Raw genomic sequence first — 21,110 nt, 5'->3', positions numbered from 1 at the left:
GCGCGCCCGGTGGGGAAAACGCGAGCGGATTAGACCCGCGTTACCGGAATTCGGCAAGCCGAACCTCCGGCTTCAGCCCCGGTCGAGCACCTTGCGCACTTCGGTCGCGAGTCCGGCCGGTGTAAACGGTTTCGGCAGGAACGGCGCCGCAGCGTCCGGTATTTCGCACCCCTCGCCGACGCACCCCGACGTGAGCAGGAGCGCCAGATCCGGCCGGGCCACCCGGAGCCGACGGGCCAGCGCGTTCCCCGACTCGCCCGAGAGCACCAGGTCGCAAACCACCAGATCGATCGTGCCGGGGTGGTCGGACACGAGCGCGGTGGCTTCCTGCGGGTCGCTCGCTGCAAGTACGGTGTAGCCCCGCGAGCGGAGCGCATGGGTCATTAGTGCCCGAACGGACGTGTCACTGTCTACGATCAGAACCGTTTCCGACCCGCGCAAGCGATGCTCGCCCGAGGAGTCCGGGAGCGGCTCGAACGGCAGCGCGTCCACGCGCGGCAGGTACACCCGGAATTCGGTCCCGCGCCCGAGTTCCGAGTCCACGCACACGTGCCCCTGGCTCTTTTGCACGATGTCCCAAACCGTCGATAGCCCCAACCCGGTCCCGCGCCCCGCGGGCTTCGTCGTGAAGTACGGCTCGAAGATGCGTTTCAAAGTCGCCGGGTCCATCCCGTGCCCGGTGTCCGCGACCCGGAGTACCGCGTACATGCCAGCCGGAATCCTGGGGTGCTGGGGATCGTCACTCTTCACGTGCGCGTCGGCCGTCGAAACGGTCAGTGCGCCGCCGTTGGGCATCGCGTCGCGCGCGTTCACCACAAGGTTGATGAGCACTTGTTCGACGTGCCCGGGGTCGGCGGTGGTGGGGTGCAGATCCGGCGCGAGTTCGGCGCGGAGTTCGACGCCCGAACCGAGGAGCCGGCGCAGAATCCCGCTGCACGAGTTCACCACGGCGTTCAGGTCCGCGTGCGCGCGGCGGGCGCCACCCTTCCGGCTGAGCGTGAGCAACTGGCGCGTCAGCCCGGCCGCACGCGAACCCGCCGCGGCGATCTCGGCGACCATGTCCCGGGTCGGGTTGTCCGGCGGCAGCAGATCGAGTACGGCCTCGGCGAACCCGTTGATGACGGTGAGCAGGTTGTTGAAGTCGTGGGCCACACCGCCCGTGAGCCGACCGACCACTCCCATCTTCTGAGCCTGGAGGAACTGCGCTTCGAGTTCCTTCACGTGGGTGATGTCGGTCTGCACGCCGACGAAGTGCGTGACCGTTCCGGTCTCGTCTTCGAGCGGTGTCACGGAGAGCGCGTTCCAGAACGGGGTCCGGTCTTTACGGTAGTTCCGCAGCACGACCGAACACCCGGCGTGTTCTCGCAGTGAACGACGGAGCCGTTCGAGTTCCTGGGTGTCGGTACCCGGCCCCTGGAGGAACCGGCAGTTGCGGCCCACGACTTCGTCGGACGTGTAGCCCGTGAGACGCTCGAACCCGGGGTTGCAGTACACGATGGGGTAATCGGGACGGGTGGCGTCGCTGATGACCATCCCGAGCGCCATCGTCTCGGCCGCTTGGGGCAGCAGCGGGAACTTCATCGCGGTCAACCGCAGCAATCGTGAAGCTCGTGGGGGCGGGGCAAGTGTCTCGAGTGCTTTCACGAACGTGAACATCGCGATCCTCTGGGCGCGAGGCAAATCAAACCGGCGTCAGTCAACCCAATCGTAGCGCGCCGGAGCGGGTGCGCGAGAAAAAGCGCCGGGTAACCGAGCACGCTCCCGTTTCACTTAAGGCACTGGCAAAAAGTGTCTCTGAAAGTGCTATCTGACCCAAAGATAGTGACAGCCCGGCGCGAAAAGAATACCCGCCTTAACTCGCGCATCCGGAAGTGGACACTCGGGCGGTTCCGGAATCGTTGACCACGCGCCCGTCCCGCATGCGGATCACGCGGTCGGCACGCTCGGCGACCTCGTCACTGTGCGTGACCACCACGAGCGCGAGGTTGCGCGACTTCTGGAGCGACGCGAAAAGGTCGAGCACCTTGACCGCGTTGTCCGAGTCGAGGTTCCCGGTCGGTTCGTCCGCCAGGAGCATCGCCGGATCGTTCGCGAGCGCGCGGGCCAGAGCCACGCGCTGGCGCTCGCCGATCGAGAGCTTCAGCGGCAAGTGGTTGGCGCGTTTCGCCATGCCCACGAGTTCGAGCAACTCGTCCGCCTTCCGCACGCGCTCGCGGGTGCTCCGGGGAGGCCCCTCGAACATCGGCACCTGCACGTTCTCGCGTGCACTCAACGTCGGGATCAGGAAGAACGACTGGAACACGAACCCGATCTGACGGGCACGGAAGTTGTTCAGGTCCGGGTGGCGCGAGAGCGGTTCGCCGCGGAAGTACACCTCACCGGCGTCGGGCTTGTCGAGCACGCCGAGCAGGTTCAGGAGCGTGGACTTACCGCACCCGGACGGCCCGGTGATGGCGACGTGCTGCCCGGCCTTCACCCCGAGCGTGACCCCGTTGAGCGCGTGGACGTCCCCGTCCGGGTAGGTCTTCACCACCTGGTCGGCATAGAGCAGGTGAGCGGCGGGGCCGTCAGTCATGGCGGAGCGCCTCCGTTGGCAGCATGCGGGACGCCCGGAACGCGGGGTACGCGCCACCGATCACGCCGATGAACACGGTGATGAGAGCGCCCTGAACGACCACCATTGGGGCCACGTTCGGCTCGATGAACCCGTTCACCTTCGGCGAGAGAGTGAGAACCTGCATTCCCAAAAGTGCGATCAGCGTCCCCCCAGCGGCAGCAGCGGTAGCAATCAGCACGGCCTCGCCCAGAACCATGCCGATCACCCGGCGCGGGGGCCAGCCGACCGCTCGCAGAATACCGATCTCCTGCGTGCGCTCCAGCACCGACATCGCCATCGTGTTCAACATGCTGATGACGCCGATCGCCAGCGCGATCGCGGAGATCAACCACGACACGGCCCGCATGAGTTTGAGTTGCTGGAGCGACTTCACGAAGTCTTCGGGCGTCTGGGCCGTGAGCCGAGCAGTCGTGTCATTGGGGTCTTCCAGCGCCTCGATCTTCTTCCGCGCCGCTTCCACCTCGGCGGGCGTGGCCTGGGCACCCGCCTTCCGCACGCGCACCGAGAAACCGGTCACGCGGTCCCGTTTGCCCGTAATAACTTGGGCGTCCTTGTAAGGGACAATCGCCCCGCCCCGCTCGAAGATGTGCGGACTCTCGTAGATCCCGATCACCTCGTAGGGGTTCTTGGTGTCGCCCCCGAGAACCAGTTTGTCGCCGACCTTCTTGCCGAGATTGTCGGCCAACATGTTCCCGAGCATGACCTTGTGGTGCTCACCGGCCTCGAACTTGCGCCCGGAGGTGAACTTCAACTCGTCGAACGCGAAGTTGTCCGCCCGCCACCCGAAGATCAGGACCGCATCGACGGCCCCGCCGTCGCGGGTCATGTCCGCCATGTCCGCGACGCCCTCGGCCACCTGCGACACTTCGGGGAGCTTCCGCGCCGCTTCGACGAAGTATTCGCTGAAGTCGCTGTTCAGCCCGCTCGATTTACCGGCCTGCATGACCTGGAGGTCGAAGCCCCGAACGGCCCGCTCCGCGGACTCCTTCACGTTGTGGCTGACCGCCAGGAACGCGATCATGCTCCCGACCGTAACCGCTAGCCCCAAAACGGTTAGGGCCGTGCGGATCGGGCGCCGCGTGAGGTTCTTCAGGATGAACGTGACAAAGTGCATAGTTACTGCGAGAGCCGCGTCAGGTGCCGTTTTACGGCGTCCGTGAAGCCCGCCGTGTTGTCGAGCATTGCCAAGTGCTTCGCGGCCGGGATGATCTCGGCCACACACTTAGCAAGATGTTGTTCTAGCCACCGGCATGTGGCAAGGAAGGGGGAGAATTCGTCGTACAGCGCGACCACCGGCTTCGTGATCCCCGCGAGCACCCGCTCCGTGAGCCCGGCCTCGGCCAGAACTTCATCGCCACACGTCGTTTCGGCGAGGCGCGGGAGCTGCCGCAACCACCCGCGGCCGAACGCGCCATAAATGTCTTCGAGTTCCTTCATCTTTTCGGGAGACAGTGCGGCCGTCTCACGGAAGAGGCGGGTGAAGTCCACCGTGTCGCCAAGTTCGACTCCGACACGAGCAAATGTCTCTCGCACATCGCCCCAAATTCCCATCTTGCCGAAATTCGGTTCAATGTGCTTCAAACCGGGAAAGAACGAGTCCGAGAGCAGCACACCCGCCACGCACTCCGGCGCAACGACCGCGGCGTGCATACTCACGACGCCACCGAAACTGTGCCCCACAAGGAACGCCGGTTTCAGTCCGAGAGCCGCATGAAACTGACGGAAGTCTTCGGCCATCACCGCCGACGTGTATCCGGTTGCCGGGCGTGCGCTAGCGCCGTGGCCGCGCATGTCGTATGCGGTTACGCGGAAGTCGGCCGCGAGCGCTTCCACCAACCCGCTGAACACCCACACGGCCTGGTTACTCGTGACCGCGTGGACCAGTACGACGTCCGGACCTTCGCCGGACTGCTGGTAAAAGAGCCGTGTGCCGTTGACCTCAACTTCGGGCATGATTTCTCGTCTTGGAGCTGCTGTCTTGTGGACCGAGTGTTGTCGGATTGCCCCGGCACGGCGGTGCGTTCTCTTCCCCTGCCGTGCTAACAATTGCTAACGTTTTGGGCCTGTGGCGGGCAGTTACCGAATCAGACACGCGCTAACAACTGGCGCCTCAACATCTTGGAGCCATTGCAACGTTCGGCAGCGCACATCAACGGCTAACATTGCTCCATTTTTCGCCGTTTTCGGCTAACTTACCCCGCGTGTTGTTGCAAAAAAGCGACCAAATCGCCGAGTGACAGGTCTTCCGCGCCACGATCCCGCAAACCTTTCAGGAAGACACCGAACGGCAACCGGCGCCCGAAATGTGCATCCAGCCGCTCGGCCAGCACGACGAGGTCGATGGACGCGAGCCCGAGGTCGCCGAACGCCCGCGTATCGAGATCAACGGAATCGGGGAAATCACGATCGGGGAACGTCTGCCGAACGACGTTCCCGAGTGCTTCGAGCAGTTCATCGGTGGTTCGCATCACGCTACCTCGCACAGAGTGGTAGCGACGACCGATTCCTTCTGTCGCGCCGTCTGAACGCGGAACCGTTGACCGCTTGCGCTCACCAGCGCGGCCCCGGTGTTCGCGTCGAGAGAATGGAGCACACAGCCTTCAGCAGGAATACGCAGCGCGTCCGCGACCGCGTCGCACGCCACTCGCGCCCGCGCGTCCCGTTCGACTTCGGCCGAAGCTTTCTTCGGGATCGTTTGAAGCGCGACACCGACCTGTTTTGCGAACGCGGAGAAGGCAGCCACGGTACCTTCTGAGATGGCCACACTCACGGGCGGGAACGATTCACTCTTAGCAGCCCCGCGCGGGCGGCACACAATGCGGCCGTCGGCTTCTTCGGTTTCCATGTCGGCGGGGAAAATCGTCTCGCCGTACTTCTGCACCCATGCGGCACGCGCGGCGTCTTTCGCGAGCAGCCGGCCAAAGAACCAGTCGTTCAGTCCCGCGTCGGTCCCGGTCCACTTCCCAAAGGTGTCGAGTTCGGTCGGAGTCATCGTCACATACGCGCCCGCCGCGCGCAGCACCGGTTGCTTCAGGTCCGCGGGCGGATCGATAAAGTGACACCGCGCGAACGGGGCCACGGGCTCGGAATTCGGCTCGGTCCCCACAGCTTCGGGCCAGTAACGGCTGAGGTAATATTCGTCCTTTGGTCCGAAGAAGTTCACGTGCCCGAACGGGAGGTAGAAGCGCCAGTACCCCGCGCCCGTGAGCCGCAGCCACAAGTGCCCCTGCGTATCAAACACTTCCAGCCCGTGGCGGAAGTGCCGCGCCGATTCCTGCTCGTTGTGCCCCCGCACGACCAGGTGCGAACCGATTTCCGGCGTGGGACCAAAGTATTCGACCTTCTGCACCTCAAATGGCAGGAGGATGCGCCCGGTCCAGTCCGGCTGTTCGAGGTGCCACGCGCCGAGGATGTGCATCGCGGCGTCCATCAGCACCGGGTCGATCGCGTAGTGCGGGTCTTTGTTCGAGCGGAACCACGTGTCGCGCGACTGTACTTCGAGCGTGCCCTCGATCCCCTCGCGCCCGGTGCGATCGAGCGTGCGAATCATCTGGAAGACGGGGCCGTGGAACATGTTCCGGCGCAAGTCCTCGATCGAGGACTTGCACGGTACTTCGTCGGTGAGATCGAACGGCAGCGGGGGCGCGGGGTCCGGGTACCGGTCCGCGAGTACGATCACCGCTTCGGACGACGCTTTGTTCGCGCCGTCGCGGAGGAACGAGTTGCCGAGGTCGCGGACGTTCGCTTTGACCTCGACGGTCCCGGTCGCCTCGTCCACGGACGACACCGTAGCGCGCACCTCGAGCGTGGTCGTTTCGGCATCAAATGGCAGCCACCGGAACAGCCGGATGTTGCGGAGCCCGATCACGACCTTGCCCGGCGCGAGCATCGCCGCCGCTTCGGACATCGCTTCGAGGCTAAATGTCATCGGGAGTACGGGGAGCCCGTTCTGCGCCGGGTTCTCCCGACTGACCCCGCGCCCGCCGAGCGTGTGATCGTCCGCGTACAGGTCTTCGCGCTCGTCCATCACCCGGCGGAACGTGATCTCGCGCCCCGGCTCGTGTTGAATGACGCTCTCGATGAGTGCGAACGGTCGGGGTGCGGCCGGAGCAAGAGGCGCCGGATCGATCGGGATCGAGAGATCCGCGAGCGCGAACAGTTCCGGCGGCAGCGGGGCCGACTGCCCGCGCCCGCGGAAGAACGCCGTCATCACCTCGCGCTGGGCGTCGAGGAACTGCTCCATCACGTCGAGGTAACCGTTCATGATGGAGGAACCTGCTTGTAACCCCTCCCCAACCCCTGCCCTAAACGGAGAGGGGCTTAAAACCGGCGCTTGCGGCGCGTATTCGCTGGTATTTGGTTCTGTTCCCCCTTCCTTCTTAGGGAAGGGGGTTAGGGGGTTAGGTTCTTCGCCCACCCGCCCCGCGTACAGGTAGCCCAAGTTCAGGTCCACGCCGTGCGCGACCAGTTGCGCAACCATGTGGTTGATCTGCGTCGGGCCGCTCTTGCGGAGCACGTTCGCGGGGATCGCGGCGAACGACTTACCCCGGAGGATGTCTTCCACGAACGCCGACAGGTTCCCGCGCGGGCCGCACTCGACGAAAAGGCGCACGCCGTCGCGGTGCATGCTCTCGATCATCCGCGTGAACTCGACCGGGGTGACCCAGTGGTTCACGGCGAGCGCGCGCATCGCGTCGGGATCGGTCGGGAACAGTTCGCCGGTGGAGCAGCAGTAAACGGCCGTTTGCGTTTGATTGAATGGCACACCCACGAACAGTTCGCGGAGCGCGCCCATGTACGGCTCGAACAGCGGCGTGTGGTACGGCCGTTTGAACGGCAACCGCTCGCAAATGATCCCGCGCTCCGTGAGCGCGGTTTCGACTGCGGCGATCGGGTGCGCCGGCCCCACCGCGACGCACTGGTGCGGGCAGTTGTCCATCGCGACGATCACCGCGCCGCCCGCGACCGCGTCCGCGACCTCCATGATGGTCGCCTTGCTCGCTCCGACCGCGAGCAGCACGACCTCCGGCCCGCCCGCGTCGCTCTCCTGGCGCTGCATGATCTCCATGATTTCCGGCAACCGCGAGCCGTGCTGGTCGCGGGCGTTCATCGCACCACTCGCGAGCAGCGCGCCGAGTTCGCCGGCGCTGTGACCGGCCATCGCGGACACCGGAATTTGCAGATTTTCGAGCACACGGAGGATCGCCTGGTCCGCGAGCAGAACCCCGAAGATGGACGGCCCCAACCCCCGGAGTTCGAGTTCGGCCGCGGCCTTGTCCTCGGCGGTGGCATCGACCGGGAGGTGCAGTACGCGCCGCAACGAAGTTTCCGGGCGCCCGGCTTCGGCCGCAAGCTGGTCGCACCACGCGAAGGTTTCTTCCACCTCCGGGAACACGCCGCACAGGTCCGCGAGCATGTTCAGGTACTGCGCGCCTTCGCCCGGAAACAGGAACGCGACCGTCCCCTGCTCCGCCAGCGGCTGCTCGAAAAAGTAGAGGCCGTTCGCGTCCCGGACCTGCTTGGTCTTCGGATCGCCGATTCGCTCCGCAGCACGTTTGAGGCGCGTGAGCAGATCGGCCCGGGAACCCGCAACCACCGTGAGCCGTGAGCCGCTGGGCTGAATCTCGCGCGCAAGCGCCGCCGCGAAATCGACGAGCGGGGCGTCGGGCTGGCGTTCGACCTGTTCCACAAGCGCGAGAACGCGCTGACGCAACGCAGCACGATCGTCACCGCGCAACACGAAAACTTCCGTGTCCCATCCGGTCACGGGAGGAATGACGCGGGGCTGCGGTTGCGCGAGGGTCTGAGTCATGAGAGAAATTGTTCGCGTTAATAGAACCAGGGGTGAAATTCCTGGCTATTCCCGGTGGCCCATTGAGGCCACGAAACAACGAAAAGAACCAGGGGTTGAAACTCCTGACTACTTCCGGTGACCCCATTGGGGCCGCGAAAACGGAAAAAGAACCAGGGGTTGAAACCCCTGGCTATTCCCGGTGGCCCCGTTGGGGCCGCAAATACAACGATCACCCGGCATTTTGCCTTTGGACCCCGAAGGGGTCACCGGGAATAGCCAGGGGTTTCAACCCCTGGTTCTTTTTGGCTACTCGGCACCGGCGCCCACGGGCTGTGCGCTGGTGCGCTGCTTCGGTGCCGACTCGGTGCCGCCCGCCACAACGACTTCCGGTTCGCCCTTCGTGCCGAAGATCACTTCGTCCACCGCGAACCCGGCGCCGACGGCCGGTTCGATGAGCTTCAGCCCACGGGCCACGAGGTGCTTCTCCAGGTCCGCGACCATGCCGACCTCGGCCCACGGCCCCCACGCAACCGACACCACGCGCCCCGGCCACTTACGGTCGAGGTCGCACGCGAGCTTGCTGAGCACTTCGTTCGCGGCGGCGTAGTCCGACTGTCCGCGGTTCCCGTAGCGGCTCGTGATCGAGGCGAACAGCGCGAAAAACTTCAGTTTGGCGGGGTCGAGCTTCCGGGTCAGCGTCAGGGCGCTATCGACCTTCGTGCCGAACACGCGGTCGAAGGACTCCGGCGTCTTGTCGCGCAGGAGCTTGTCTTCGATCACCCCGGCACCGTGGATCACACCCGCGATCCCACCTTTGGCGTTCAGTTCGTCGATGAGGCCGCCGAACGCAACAGAGTCACGAACGTCGACCGCGCGGTACTCAGCGGAACCGCCCGCGGTCCGGATCGCGTCGAGGTTGGCGCGGATCTCGCGGTCCTTGAGCAGGCGCTTGTACGCGGCCTCGACCGCGGCCGGTTTCGCGCCGGGTTGTTGCTTCAATAGCGCGGCCTTGATCTCCGCCGGCGTCTGAAGCGAGGCTGTGTCCGCGCTCTCGACGGCCGGCGCGGGCGAGCTACCGACCAGCACGAGCTTCGACTTGTACCGCGACGCGATTTCCAGCGCGACCTTCGCGGTGATGCCGCGTGCGCCACCGGTGACGAGCACCGTGCTGTTCGCGTCGAGCTCGATCGCCTGGGTGTCTTTCTCTAGCGGTCCCGGATCGACCTGCCACGTCTTGCGGAACTCGCCGTCGCGACCAACCTCGAACGGGCCGTCCGGGTCACCGAGTTCGCCGAGGAGTTGTTCAACGAGTCGCGGTGCGGCGGCTTCCGCGTTCACGTCCACGACGCGAACGGTGACTTCGGGCCACTCGTAACCGAGGCACTTGGTGAACCCGGCGATGCCGCCGTGACCGGCGAAGAACTCGCTCGGCAGTTCGTCACTGTACCCCATCGCGCCGCCCATCGCGGTCACCGTGAGCAGCACGGCAGAGCCGTTCGTCCCGGCCGCGCGGATGTCGTTTTCCAACCCGCGAGCGAGCAGGTACAGCGACTTCACTTCGCGCCGCATCCGCTGTTCATCGGTTTCGCCCGCGGGCGGTTCCGCGAGCGGCAGCAGGTGAACCAGCCCGGACACCGCGCCGCACTTCTCGCGCACGCGGCCGAGCAGTTCGTTCACCGCAACGGGGTTGGTCAGATCGGCGTTGAAGCCCTCGTTCTTGCCCATGCGAACGAGCGCGGTCTTGATGTCGAGTTCCGCGAGCCGGTCGGCCAGTTCTTGCGCGACGCCGAGTTCGTCATCGGTGATGACGATGGTGCCGGTCGGCGGGCTGAACGTCGGCCGGATCGGGAGCGGCGCGTCGATCAGGCGCACCACGAGCCGCTGAACGTCCCCCTGTCGCGCACCGGGGTGAAAGTCGCCGTTCGCGTTGGCCCGGGTTGCGGGCGCTTCACTAGCCGCGGGCAGCGCGGGAACTTCGTGCTTGCCATTCGTCGAAGGAGCCGACGCGGGCGCGGCTTCGTTCAGCGCGCCCATCACGTAGTCGGCGATCCCGCGGAGCGTCTTGATGACGGAGAGCTTCTCCATCTCCAGGTTCGGCTGCTTGCCGTCCGCACCGGCCTCGATGCTCTCGGCGAGCGCGCCCAGCACCTCGACGCGCTTGATCGAATCGACCCCCAGGTCGGCTTCGAGGTCGAGGTCGATGCTCAGCGCTTCCTTCGGGTAACCGGTGCGCTCGCTCACGAGGTCGAGCAACCGGGCGAGCAGCGTATCGCGATCCAGCGCGCCGCCCGCGGGCTTATTCGCCGGCGCGGGAACGACCACGGGCGCGACTTCGGCAGTCGGCGCGTGCTTGCCGTTCGTTTCAGCCTTGGTGCTGACGACGGGCGCCGGCGCTTGCGGCCGGGCAACCACGGGCGTCGCGATGCGATTGGTCGCCAGCGCGGGAACCGGCATCGGGGTCGCGTGCCCGTTCGTGTGGGCGTGACCGTTGGTGTGGGCATGGCCGTTGCCGTTGCCATTCCCGTTCGTGTAGGTGTGGCCGTTCGTGTGCGGCACCACCGGGTACGCGGTGTGGCCGTTCGTGTGCGGCGCGGGTGCGGTCGCGGCCGCGTTGGGCGCGCCGAGGAACCCGAGCATCACGGACTTCTGTGTATCGAGGAAGCGCCCCATCACCTCCTGGAACCGCATCATCACGGCTGCGGCACCATCGGGCGCGGCATGGTGGTGCGCGTGCCCGTTAGTGGAGGGGACCGACAGAGCGGGTTGAGTTTCGGTGTTGTGCATCATCGCTCGTGAGGGCGTGGTGACAGCGGGCGGTAGAGCGGCAGCGTTGGGCGCGGGTGGCTTCGGAGCGGCGGGCGGCGCGGGCGCGGGCACGGGCTTGGTCGAACTTTCGGGCTGCGCCGGTTTCGGCTTCGCCTTGCCGTTCGTATCGGGCCGCGGGGCTTCGTTCCGGGCCGCAGCGTTGGCCGGAAGTGCTTGCCCCAGCAACCGCGGTTCGGGCGCGTTCAGCGGTTTGCTCCGAATGCCGTTGACGAGCCACGTCGTCGGCGCGAGTTTCGGCTTGCCGGTGTCCGCGTTGAGCTTCGCGAGGTCGAACGCTTGCACGTTCCGGCCCACGAAGAGGCGGTCGAGGTTGGCCGATACACCGACCGCGAGCAGTTGCCCGAGCAGGTGGGCGAGTTGCACCAGCCCCGGGCGGGACTTCGCGTCGCTCGCGAGCGCGAGGTGCGGTCGGCCCGCGAGGATCTGGCCCGTGAGTCCGGTCAGAACCGCTTGCGGCCCGACCTCCACGAAGACCCGCGCGCCGGCCTCGTGCATCGCACGAATTTCGTCCGCGAATCGCACCGGCGACACGAGGTGCTCCGCGAGCTGTTTCGCGATCACGCTCCCGTCGGCCGGGTGCGGCACGGCACTCGTGTTCGAGAACACCGGCTTACTCGGGGCCGTGAACGTGGCCCGCGAAAGGGCGTCGGCCAGGGCCGGTTTCGCGCCCGCGATGAGCGGCGAGTGGAACCCGCACGCGACCGCGATCCGCTGCGAGCGAATCCCCGCCGCCTGGAGTTTCTCCGCGGCGACCTTTACGCCGTCTTCGGTGCCCGCGATCACGGTTTGGGTCGGCGAGTTGTGGTTCGCGATCCACACGTCCGCGATGCCCTTCAGCACCGGCGCGATCGCCTCGGCGGTGTTGTCCGCCGCAATCATCCCGCCCGGGGCGTTGACCGCGGCTTCGCGGATCGCCAAGCCGCGCTTGAACGACAGGTGCATCAGGTCGTCTTCGGAGAGCGCCCCGGCCGCCGTGAGCGCCGCGTACTCGCCGTAGCTGTGACCCGCGAAGAAATCGGCTTCGATCCCGAGCGACGTGAGCAACCGGAACATGCCGATGCTCGTCGCACCGATGCTCGACTGCGCGATTTCCGTCCGGCGCAGCTCGTTGCGATTCGTGGCCTCGTGTTCCGGTGTGAACGACGACGGCGGGTAGATGAACCGGCTCAGCGGCTTGTCGAGATCGGCGTCGAGTGCGGCTTCCGCCCGGTCGAGAACGTCGCGCACCTCGGAGAACGTCATCGCGACCTGCGCGAGCATGTCCGGGTACTGCGATCCCTGCCCCGGGAACAGGAACGCGACCTTGCCCGCGGGCGCGGACTTCGCGGCGAAGTAGATCCCGCGCGGGTCCGTGTACGTCTCGGTCGCTTTGGGCAGCGCTTCGAGGGCCGCGTCGAGCTTTTCCTTGAGGTCGTCGAGCGAGGACGCAATCACCGCGAGTGTCGCGTTACCGGCCGGTGCCGTTTTGCTGCTCTGCCACACGCTCGCCGCGAGATCGGCCAGCGCCGGTCGTGCGCCAGCAACGATCGCGTCGCGCACGCTCTTCAGGCTCGTGGTGATCGCGGCCTTGTCCGCTCGGCGCCACACGAAGAGTTCCGTCGGCCACTGACGAATCCCGGTGTTCGGGCGGTTCAGGTAGTCGCCAGTGTACTCTTCGAGCACCGTGTGGAAGTTCGTGCCACCGAAACCGAACGCGCTCACGCCGGCGGTTCGCGGGTGCTCTGCCCCGTGGACCCACGGCTTCGCTTCGGTGTTCAGGTACAGCGGTCCGCCTTCGAGATTCGCCTTCGGGTTCGGCGTCTCGACCAGCGTGGGCGGGAGCACCTTGTGGTGCAGCGCGAACGCGGTCTTGATGAGCCCCGCGAGGCCGGCGGCACACTTACTGTGCCCGATCATCGACTTCACCGAACCGATCGCGCACGACTGCGGGTCGCCCCCGGCATCGCGCATCAACTGGCCAATCGCGCGAGCCTCGGTCTGGTCGCCGACCACGGTCCCGGTGCCGTGCGCTTCCACGAGCGCGACGTTCGCCGGGTTCACGCGAGCCTGAGCGTAGGCCCGGTGCAGCGCGCGGAGCTGACCTTCCGCACGCGGCGCGGTGAGTCCCTTGTCGCGGCCGTCGCTGGAAGCCCCGACCCCCTTGATGACGGCGTAAATCCGGTCGCCGTCGCGTTCCGCGTCCGCGAGTCGCTTCAGCACCGCAATACCGACGCCCTCGGCGAGTGCGATACCGTCGGCGTCCGCGTCGAACGGCCGGCACCGCCCCTTCGGGCTGAGCGCGTGCGTCTTCGAGAACGCGACGTAGGCGTAGGGCGTCTGCACTGCGTCGCCACCCATCACGATCGCGACGTCGCTCGTGCCGTCGTTCAGTTCACGAACACCGGCGTACAGCGCGGCCAACGACGACCCGCACGCGGCGTCGATCGCCATGTTCGGACCGCCGAGGTTGAACCGGTTCGCGACCCGCCCGGCCGCGACGTTCAGCAAGATGCCGGGGAAGGAGTCTTCCGTCCATTCCGGCAGCATGCCCTCGCCCAGCGCGACGATCTCGTTCGACTTCACCGGCACGCCGGGAATCGAATCGAGCAGCGGCATACACGCGCGGAACCCGTATGCGACGGACAGCGGCATCCCGCCGCCACCGACGCCCAGGATGGCGCAGGTGCGTTCGCGGGCGAACGGCCGATCCAGGTAGCCCGCGTCAGCAAGCGCCTGGTTCACGCCTTCGAGCAGCAGCAGTTGCAGCGGCTCGATGTTCGGGATGCTCTTGGGCGTGATCCCGTACTTGAGCGGGTCGAACGTGATGTCCGACATGAACCCGCCCCACTTCGACACCATCTTGTCTTTGGCGCGGGGGTCGGGGTCGTAGTACGGCCGCCAGTCCCAGTGCGTCGGCGGGATCTCGATGACGGCGTTCGTCTTCGCGAGGATGTTTTCCCAGTACTGCCACAGCGACGTAGATTGCGGGTAGAAGCACGACAACCCGACGATCGCGACGTCGCACGGCGGCGGCGCGGGCAGTTCGACATCCTGGGTGCGAACGGCCGATTCGGGCAGGATGATGCTGTCGGTCACGTTCGCGTGCAATTCGGCGATAGTCGTGACTTTATCGTGGAGCGCGGCGATCTGCCCGATCATGTACATGCCGCGTGCGAACTGCTCGTCCGCACTCACGTCGGCGAGACCGCTCCCGTTACCGTTCACGGACGGCGCGCGGTCCACGCCCTTGCTCGCGACCCGGAGCCGCCCGAGGTTCATGCGCTCAAGGGCAATGCCGACTTCCAACGGCGTCTTGCCTTCGGCCTTCAGCTTCCGCTTCTCGGACTCGAACACGTCCGCGTAGGGCGTCGGGATACAGCGGATCGCGTGCCCCGGGCCGGTTTCGAGCAGCACAGTGTCCGCGCACGCGAGGGCTTCCTTCTGGAAGCGCTCCGTGATCGCGCCGCCGCGCACCGCTTCCTTCGTGAACAGGTACGCGGTCCCGAGCAGCACACCGACCTTCACACCCTTTTCGGCGAGCGACGCGCTCAGCACCGCGACCATGTTCGCAGAGAGCGCGTCGTGAATGCCGCCGGCAAAAACAACGTGCAGGTCGTCCGCGGGCTTGTTGCCGATGTTTTCGAGCAGGACTTCGACCATCGCTTCCCACAGCGCAAAACTCGCGCGCGGGCCGATGTGACCGCCGCACTCCTGCCCCTCGAAGATGAACCTCCGGGAACCGTCCTTGAGGAACATCTTCAGCAGGCCGGGCGACGGAACGTGCAAGTACGTCGGGATGCCCTGCGTTTCGAGTTCGCGGGCCTGGTCCGGGCGCCCACCTGCAATGATCGCGAACGGCGGCTTGTACTTGCGAATCGCTTCGAGTTGTTCGCTGCGGATCTCGTTGGGCACGAAGCCGAGGATGCCGACGCCCCACGGCTTCGCACCGAGCTTCGTCTTCGTTTCCGCGAGGAGCTTTTCCGTTTCCGCTTTGCGCAGTAGCGCCAGCGCCAGGAACGGCAGCGCACCGCCCGCGGCCACACTGTCCGCGAACGCGGCCGTGTCGCTGACGCGGGTCATCGGGCCTTGTAGGATCGGGTACTTTGTCCCGTGCGCTTTCGCGAGCGAGGAATCCGGCGCGAGGTGTTTGAGCCGCTTCGCGACGTCCAATTGATGCGTTACGCGGGCGCAGATTGCCTGCACCACACCCGCAACGGTTAGCCCCTTCGCCGCGAGCGGCGCAGCACTCACAATGTCCTGACCACAGAACCACACGCCCGTGGACGGATCGGCGGCCACGCGCGTGCGAACCGCTTCGCGCCACGCGGTCAGTTTCTCTTCCGCGGAAAGCGCCGCGTGCTGGAGGCGATCGTCCTCCTTCGCGAGCTCCTGCGCACCGGCGCAATCCGGACGCGCGTAGATGCGGTACCCCTCGCCGAGTCGCGCGCCGAGAACGAGCGTCTCGCTCCCGTCCAACCCCGCGACGCGCTTCCGCGCGGCTTCGCGCAGAGGAGTTTCGTGCGTAAGGAGCACTTGCGAATCGAGAACGCCCCCGCGCGCACCGCCCGCGACACACGCAGCCGCCGTATTCGCCCCGAGTCCCCCACGCACCCAAAACGGGACCGTCACACCGTTCTTATCGGCGAACTGGCGCCACCGTTGGAGCAGCACGAACGACGTATCGGCGCCGACGCGCCCGCCGGCTTCGTGGCCCTTCAGAACGATGCCCTTCGCCCCGAGTTCGACCGCGCGCGATGCTTCCGCGACGCTCGTGGCCTCGCGCAAAACTTCGATACCCGCAGCATTCAGATCCCGAATACGCGCGGCGAGAGTGGGGTGATCGGCCCCGGCGAGAATCACGAACGCGGGTTTGAATTGACCGAGGAGGTCAAACAGATCTGCGGCGCCCGTGCGGAGCTGAACACCGTACCCGGTTGCGAACCGGGCGAGTTTCGTAAGTGCTTGGGACGCAAGTAAGCGGGAGCCGAACTCCAGGTCCAACACGCCACGCGCACCTGCACGGCAGGCGGCAATAGCGAGTGACGGGTCGGCGGCTCCCGAAGGGGTCAAAACGATGAGGTCGCGCGGTTCCATCACTCGCCTCGAAGGGCTGGACCTCCCTGTCCGGGGATGTCGGTTCGCCGGTTCACGCTCCGGCACCAATGGCGCATCAGGGCCGACATTCGGCTGCGCCTTAACCGTCAGTATCGGAAGTCAACGTCAGTTTGGCAAACTGGGCAGTGTGGAGACCTATGGCACATTAGGACTTAGTTCAAATGGAAGTCCCTGGAACGGTCCCGCGGCACACTCCCAAAGGGCAGGTTGTAACAAGTTCAACTGTTGTGTCGGAATTAGGGTAATTCGGCAAGGGCGGTTGTACCGATAACACGGGCGCAAGAGGCAATTCACGGATCGAAAGACGGGGACGGAGCATGCGCAATATTTTTCTTGCAATTCTGACAATTCCGCTCCTCGTGGGGTGTGGGAGTGACCGTTTTGTGGTCAAGACCCGGGTCGCGGGGCAGGTCGAAACCCGCCTCGATACGCCCCCGGTCAGCCCCAGTGCCGGTCCCGTTAAACCAGTTGTCGTCCAACCCGGCGCGAGCCGGATCGCGATAGTTGATGTCGATGGTCTGATTCTTAACACTCCGTTCGTCGGCCCGTTATCGTGTGGCGAAAACCCGGTCGCTCTGTTTCGCGAGAAACTCGAAGCGGTCGCCTGCGACACGTGCGTAAAGGCCGTCGTGCTCCGCATTAACAGCCCCGGCGGCGGCGTCGCGGCGTGTATTTCGATGCGGCACGATCTCGAACGGTTCAAAGAGCGCACGCACCTGCCCGTGGTCGCGTGCTTGATGGATACCGCTGCGGGCGGCGCTTATTACTTGGCAGCCGGCGCCGACCAAATCGTCGCCGGTCCCGCCACCGTCACCGGCGGACTCGGGGTGATCCTCAATTTGTTCAACCTGCGCGACCTGATGGCGCAGTTCAACGTAATTCCGCAAGCGATCAAGTCGGGCGAGTTCTCCGACATCGGCACCTCCGCCCGGGCGCTGACCGAAGGGGAAAAAGCCATCCTCCAGGCGATGGCCGACGAGTTCCACAACCAGATCATTGCCGATGTGAAGCGGTCGCGCCCGGCCGCAACGGACGCGACCGCGTTCGACGGCCGCATCTTCACCGGCTCGCAGGCGAAGGCACGCGGGCTGGTCGACCACATCGGCGACCTGGACGAAGCGCTGCAACTCGCGGCGGGGATCGGCTGCCCCGGCACGAACGTGCGGCCCGGTGCGGTGATGTACCGCCGCACTAACGACCCGGCCCGCTCCATCTACGCGGTCACCGCCAACGTGCCGCTCCAGGGGTCGGGGCTGTTCCCGAGTCTGCCGGGCCTCGACCGCGCGAAGATGCCCACATTCCTGAGCCTGTGGCAGCCGGAACTCTCGATTGAGAAGTTGGGCGGCAAATAAGCGGAAATATCTGGCGCGGCGCGTGGAATTCGGAACACTGAATAGAAAGATACAAAGGTTGCGGGTTCTGGGAGGTATCCCAGTTACACCGGTTCCGCGTATCGTGTTCCGAATCCCACGCGCCGCGTTGCAACGATGTTCACCAATCAGCACCACCTCAAGCACCTCCTGCGGCCGCACCACTATACGTCCGAAGAACAGTACCGCGCGGAACTCCGTCACCTCTTTCATCCTGCCTGGCACCCTCTCGCTGTGAAAAGCGACCTCGCGAAGCCGGGCGATTTCCTCACATTCGACCTGCTCGACACGCCGATCCTGATCCGCAATTTCGACGGCGAGTTGCGCGCGTTCCTGAACGTGTGCCCGCACCGTCACAGCCGCCTGACGGACAAGGCGAGCGGGAACGCGGAGAAGCTCCGCTGTCAGTACCACGGGTGGGAGTTCAACAAGGACGGCGGCACGGGGAAGATCCCGGACGCGAAGGCGTTCCGCCCCTGGGACCGCGACAACTCGTGCCTGCGCCAGTTCCGCGTGGACACCTGCGGCGACCTCGTGTTCGTCAACTTCAACGAGAGCGGTCCGTCGCTCCGCGAGTGGATCGGTCCGCTGTGGGACGTGTGGCAGGACTACGGCGGTGCGTACTGGCACGCCGGGACGTGGGAGAAGGACTTCCCGTGCAACTGGAAGGTGGTGCTCGAGAACTCGCTGGAGTCGTACCACATCCCGGAAGTCCACCCCTACACGTTCAAAGAGTTCCCGCAGGAAGAAAATGCGTGGCACGAACTGACCGACCGGTTCACGTCGTTCAAAACGGTCCCGCCGCGCGAGTTCGCGACCTACGCGCAAGACTGGATCGTGCGCCGAATGGGTGAGCCGGTGACCAACGAATACTGGCACCGCGTGCTGCACCCGCACGCGACCGGCAGTTCGCTCGACTCGTTCCGCATGATGCAGTGCGTGTTCCCGACCGGCCCGACGTCGTGCCGCTACCGGTCCATCTTCTTCACGCTGCGCGGGCACCGGCAGAACCCGCTGGCGTGGGTGCTGTACCGCGCGCTCCGGTCCATTTCGACGATGATCGCCAAGAAGGTGTTCGCGGAAGACGGGTCCATCTACGCGGGCGTCCAGCGCGGAATGGAGGTCAGCCCGCACCCCGGGGTGATCGGCACGCGCGAGGAGCGCGTGTACCACTTCCAGAAGTTCGTGCTCGACAACGCGCGCGGCCCGCGCGAACTGCCCCAGGTGCCCGCGCCCGAAGGCGCGCGCGCGAACGGGGTCTGCGCCGGGTAGCGCGGCGCGTTCAGAATTTGTCCGCGCTGCACAAAAGGCGGCCACTCTCATTAGTTCTTAATTGCACAAAGCTCCGCAACTGACACAATTGTAAGTTGCGGAGCATTTCTCATCATTTCCGCACGATACTCCGTGCTAACAGAACAGTTAAATCGCTGCCGGTGCGGTCCGCGTCCGGTCCGCGCCTCCGTTTAGCTTCCGGGTAACGGTTCCGCCCCGAGCCGTCCGGGACCGATTTTTCACTAGGGCGAATCAACATGAATTTGGGCGAACGTGGTGAGCGGCCGAAGACTGGACGGTTCGTACCCCGTGTGGAGTGGTTAGAAGACCGCACGGTCCCGGCCGGTAACGTGCAAGTCATGTTGTTCGACGGTACGCTCTACGTCGCGGGCGACGACCTGGGCAACCAGATCTGGATCGCGGGCACCGGCAGCAGCAGCGTGACCATCCGCGCGCTCGACGACACGACCACGATCAACGGGCAGGCCGGTCCGATCTCGGTGAGCGGGATCAAGCACGACCTCTACATCCGGATGTTCGGGGGCGACGACCAACTGCTCGTGACGAGCACGCGCAACAAGGGCACGCTCAACGTCGACACGGGCGACGGGAACGACACCTTGGGCATTTCGGACGCCGGGCACCGCTCCGAGAGCACCCTGGCGACCGGGGCCGGTAACGACACCGTGATCCTCAACGGGTCCGTGTTCCGCCGGTACGTGTACCTCGACACCGGGGCCGGCGACGACACCGTGATCGCGTCGAGCATCGGCGTCACGGATTTCGGCGTCTTCAACCCGGCGGGTAGCGACTACTTCGAGAACCGCGGCTCCACCATCGCGCGCCCGGCAACGATCGGCGTCACCAGCGGCACGCGCCCGACCGTGGACACGAGTAGTAACGCGGGTCCGACGGTCCTCGTGACGACCACGGTCCCGGCCCAGACCAACACCAGCCCCATCGCGCTGGCGGTCACCTTCGACGCGGACGTGACCGGGTTCGACGCATCGAAAGTGACCGTGAACAACGGCACCGTCACGTCGTTCACCGCACAGGACGCGCGGGTGTACCTGATCGAGGTCACCCCGACGGGCCAAGGGGCCGTGTCCGTGACGGTCGGCGCGAACGCCGCGGTCGACGCGAACGGCAACGGGAACCTGCTGTCGAACACCGTGGAACTGACCTACGACAGCGTGGCCCCGGTCGTCGCAATCAACGCGCTGACGACCAACAGCGCGAGCCCGACCATCACCGGCACCGTGGACGACTCGTCGGCGACCGTGCAGGTGACCGTCAACGGGAGCCTTTACACAGCGTCCGTGTCCGGCACCACTTGGGGCGTGAACCTCACCGACGCACTCGCCGACGGCACGTACTCGGTTTCCGTGACCGCCACCGACGCGGCCGGCAACATCGGCTCAGCGTCGAACGCGACCGGGTTGATAGTCGACGCGGCCGCGCCGACCATCGTCTTCACCACGAGCCCGAGCGTCCCGACGAACCAGGGCCTCGTGACGGTGACGATCACCTTCAGCGAGGACGTGACCGACTTCACCACGGACGACGTCACCGTCACGAACGGGACGAAGTCGAACTTCCAGACCGTGACCACGGGCCGGGTCTTCACGATCGACGTGACCCCGACCGCGGACGGCACCGTCACGGTCTCGGTCCCGGCGGGCGCCGCGGTCGACGTGGCGGGCAACCAGAACGCGACGAACCAGTTCAGCTTCGTGTACGACACGACCCCGCCCGCGGTAACGGTAGACGCAACCGGCACCGCCGAGGTCACCGGAACGAGCAGCGACACGGCCGGCGCGTCGGGCGTCCAGAAGGTGGAGGTCAGCATTCTGGACGTGAACGGCACCGGGATGTACTACTCCGGCAGCGCGTTCGACAGCGCGACGGAAGTGTTCCTCCTGGCCACGACAACGGACAACTTCGCGACCTGGAGCTACGCCCTCACGGTCCCCGGCACCTACACTGTGAACGCGAAGGCAACCGACAACGCCGGAAACGTGGCAACCCTCGGCTCACCACAATCCGTCGTAGTGAGCTGATTACGAAATTGACGATGTAAAGCAGCGAGGGGGTGACCGCAAACCTGATGCGGTCACCCCCTCGCGTTTTTGTGCCA

At 65.7% G+C, this 21,110-nt stretch carries 10 protein-coding genes; 3 read left to right on the top strand and 7 right to left on the bottom strand.

Translation table 11 applies throughout. From position 1 onward, the window contains the following. Positions 1 to 72 precede the first annotated feature (72 nt). The 7 genes from VT84_RS08115 to VT84_RS08085 all read right to left on the bottom strand — a co-directional run bounded on the left by VT84_RS08115 (position 73) and on the right by VT84_RS08085 (position 16,310). The gene (locus VT84_RS08115; RefSeq protein ID WP_082839172.1) at positions 73 to 1,656 is read right to left on the bottom strand and encodes a PAS domain-containing protein; all 1,584 of its coding nucleotides are present in this window, start codon (positions 1,654 to 1,656) and stop codon (positions 73 to 75) included. Between the two features lie 196 nt (positions 1,657 to 1,852). After that, the gene (locus VT84_RS08110) at positions 1,853 to 2,575 is read right to left on the bottom strand and encodes an ABC transporter ATP-binding protein (RefSeq protein ID WP_052559533.1); all 723 of its coding nucleotides are present in this window, start codon (positions 2,573 to 2,575) and stop codon (positions 1,853 to 1,855) included. Continuing rightward, on the bottom strand, positions 2,568 to 3,731 hold the full coding sequence (locus VT84_RS08105) for an ABC transporter permease (RefSeq protein WP_082839171.1): 1,164 nt from the start codon (positions 3,729 to 3,731) through the stop codon (positions 2,568 to 2,570). The genes VT84_RS08110 and VT84_RS08105 overlap by 8 nt, the downstream gene beginning before the upstream one ends. Before the next feature lie 2 nt (positions 3,732 to 3,733). After that, positions 3,734 to 4,570 (bottom strand): alpha/beta fold hydrolase, encoded by an 837-nt coding sequence (locus VT84_RS08100; RefSeq protein ID WP_052559530.1) that lies wholly within the window; start codon positions 4,568 to 4,570, stop codon positions 3,734 to 3,736. Between the two features lie 239 nt (positions 4,571 to 4,809). Continuing rightward, entirely contained in the window at positions 4,810 to 5,085 is a 276-nt protein-coding gene (locus VT84_RS08095) for an acyl carrier protein (protein WP_052559528.1), read from the bottom strand. Beyond that, positions 5,085 to 8,429, bottom strand: a complete 3,345-nt coding sequence (locus tag VT84_RS08090) for a polyketide synthase dehydratase domain-containing protein (protein ID WP_082839170.1) — start codon at positions 8,427 to 8,429, stop codon at positions 5,085 to 5,087. Before VT84_RS08090 ends, VT84_RS08095 begins: the two co-directional genes overlap by 1 nt. A gap of 288 nt (positions 8,430 to 8,717) precedes the next feature. Then, positions 8,718 to 16,310, bottom strand: a complete 7,593-nt coding sequence (locus tag VT84_RS08085) for a type I polyketide synthase (RefSeq protein WP_082839169.1) — start codon at positions 16,308 to 16,310, stop codon at positions 8,718 to 8,720. A gap of 404 nt (positions 16,311 to 16,714) precedes the next feature. Between VT84_RS08085 and sppA the strand changes: the two genes are divergently transcribed. The 3 genes from sppA to VT84_RS08070 all read left to right on the top strand — a co-directional run bounded on the left by sppA (position 16,715) and on the right by VT84_RS08070 (position 21,033). Then, positions 16,715 to 17,683 carry a signal peptide peptidase SppA gene (gene sppA / locus VT84_RS08080; RefSeq protein ID WP_052559520.1) on the top strand — a complete coding sequence of 323 codons (969 nt, stop codon included), beginning with the start codon at positions 16,715 to 16,717 and terminating at the stop codon, positions 17,681 to 17,683. 135 nt (positions 17,684 to 17,818) lie between these two features. Continuing rightward, positions 17,819 to 18,973, top strand: a complete 1,155-nt coding sequence (locus tag VT84_RS08075) for an aromatic ring-hydroxylating oxygenase subunit alpha (RefSeq protein ID WP_082839167.1) — start codon at positions 17,819 to 17,821, stop codon at positions 18,971 to 18,973. A gap of 359 nt (positions 18,974 to 19,332) precedes the next feature. Further along, entirely contained in the window at positions 19,333 to 21,033 is a 1,701-nt protein-coding gene (locus VT84_RS08070) for an Ig-like domain-containing protein (protein WP_157469312.1), read from the top strand. The last annotated feature ends 77 nt before the right edge of the window (positions 21,034 to 21,110 follow it).

Source organism: Gemmata sp. SH-PL17 (assembly GCF_001610855.1).
Lineage (GTDB): Bacteria > Planctomycetota > Planctomycetia > Gemmatales > Gemmataceae > Gemmata > Gemmata massiliana.
Note: the sequence above shows the minus strand (reverse complement) of the source record. Positions and strands in the feature narration are given on the sequence as shown.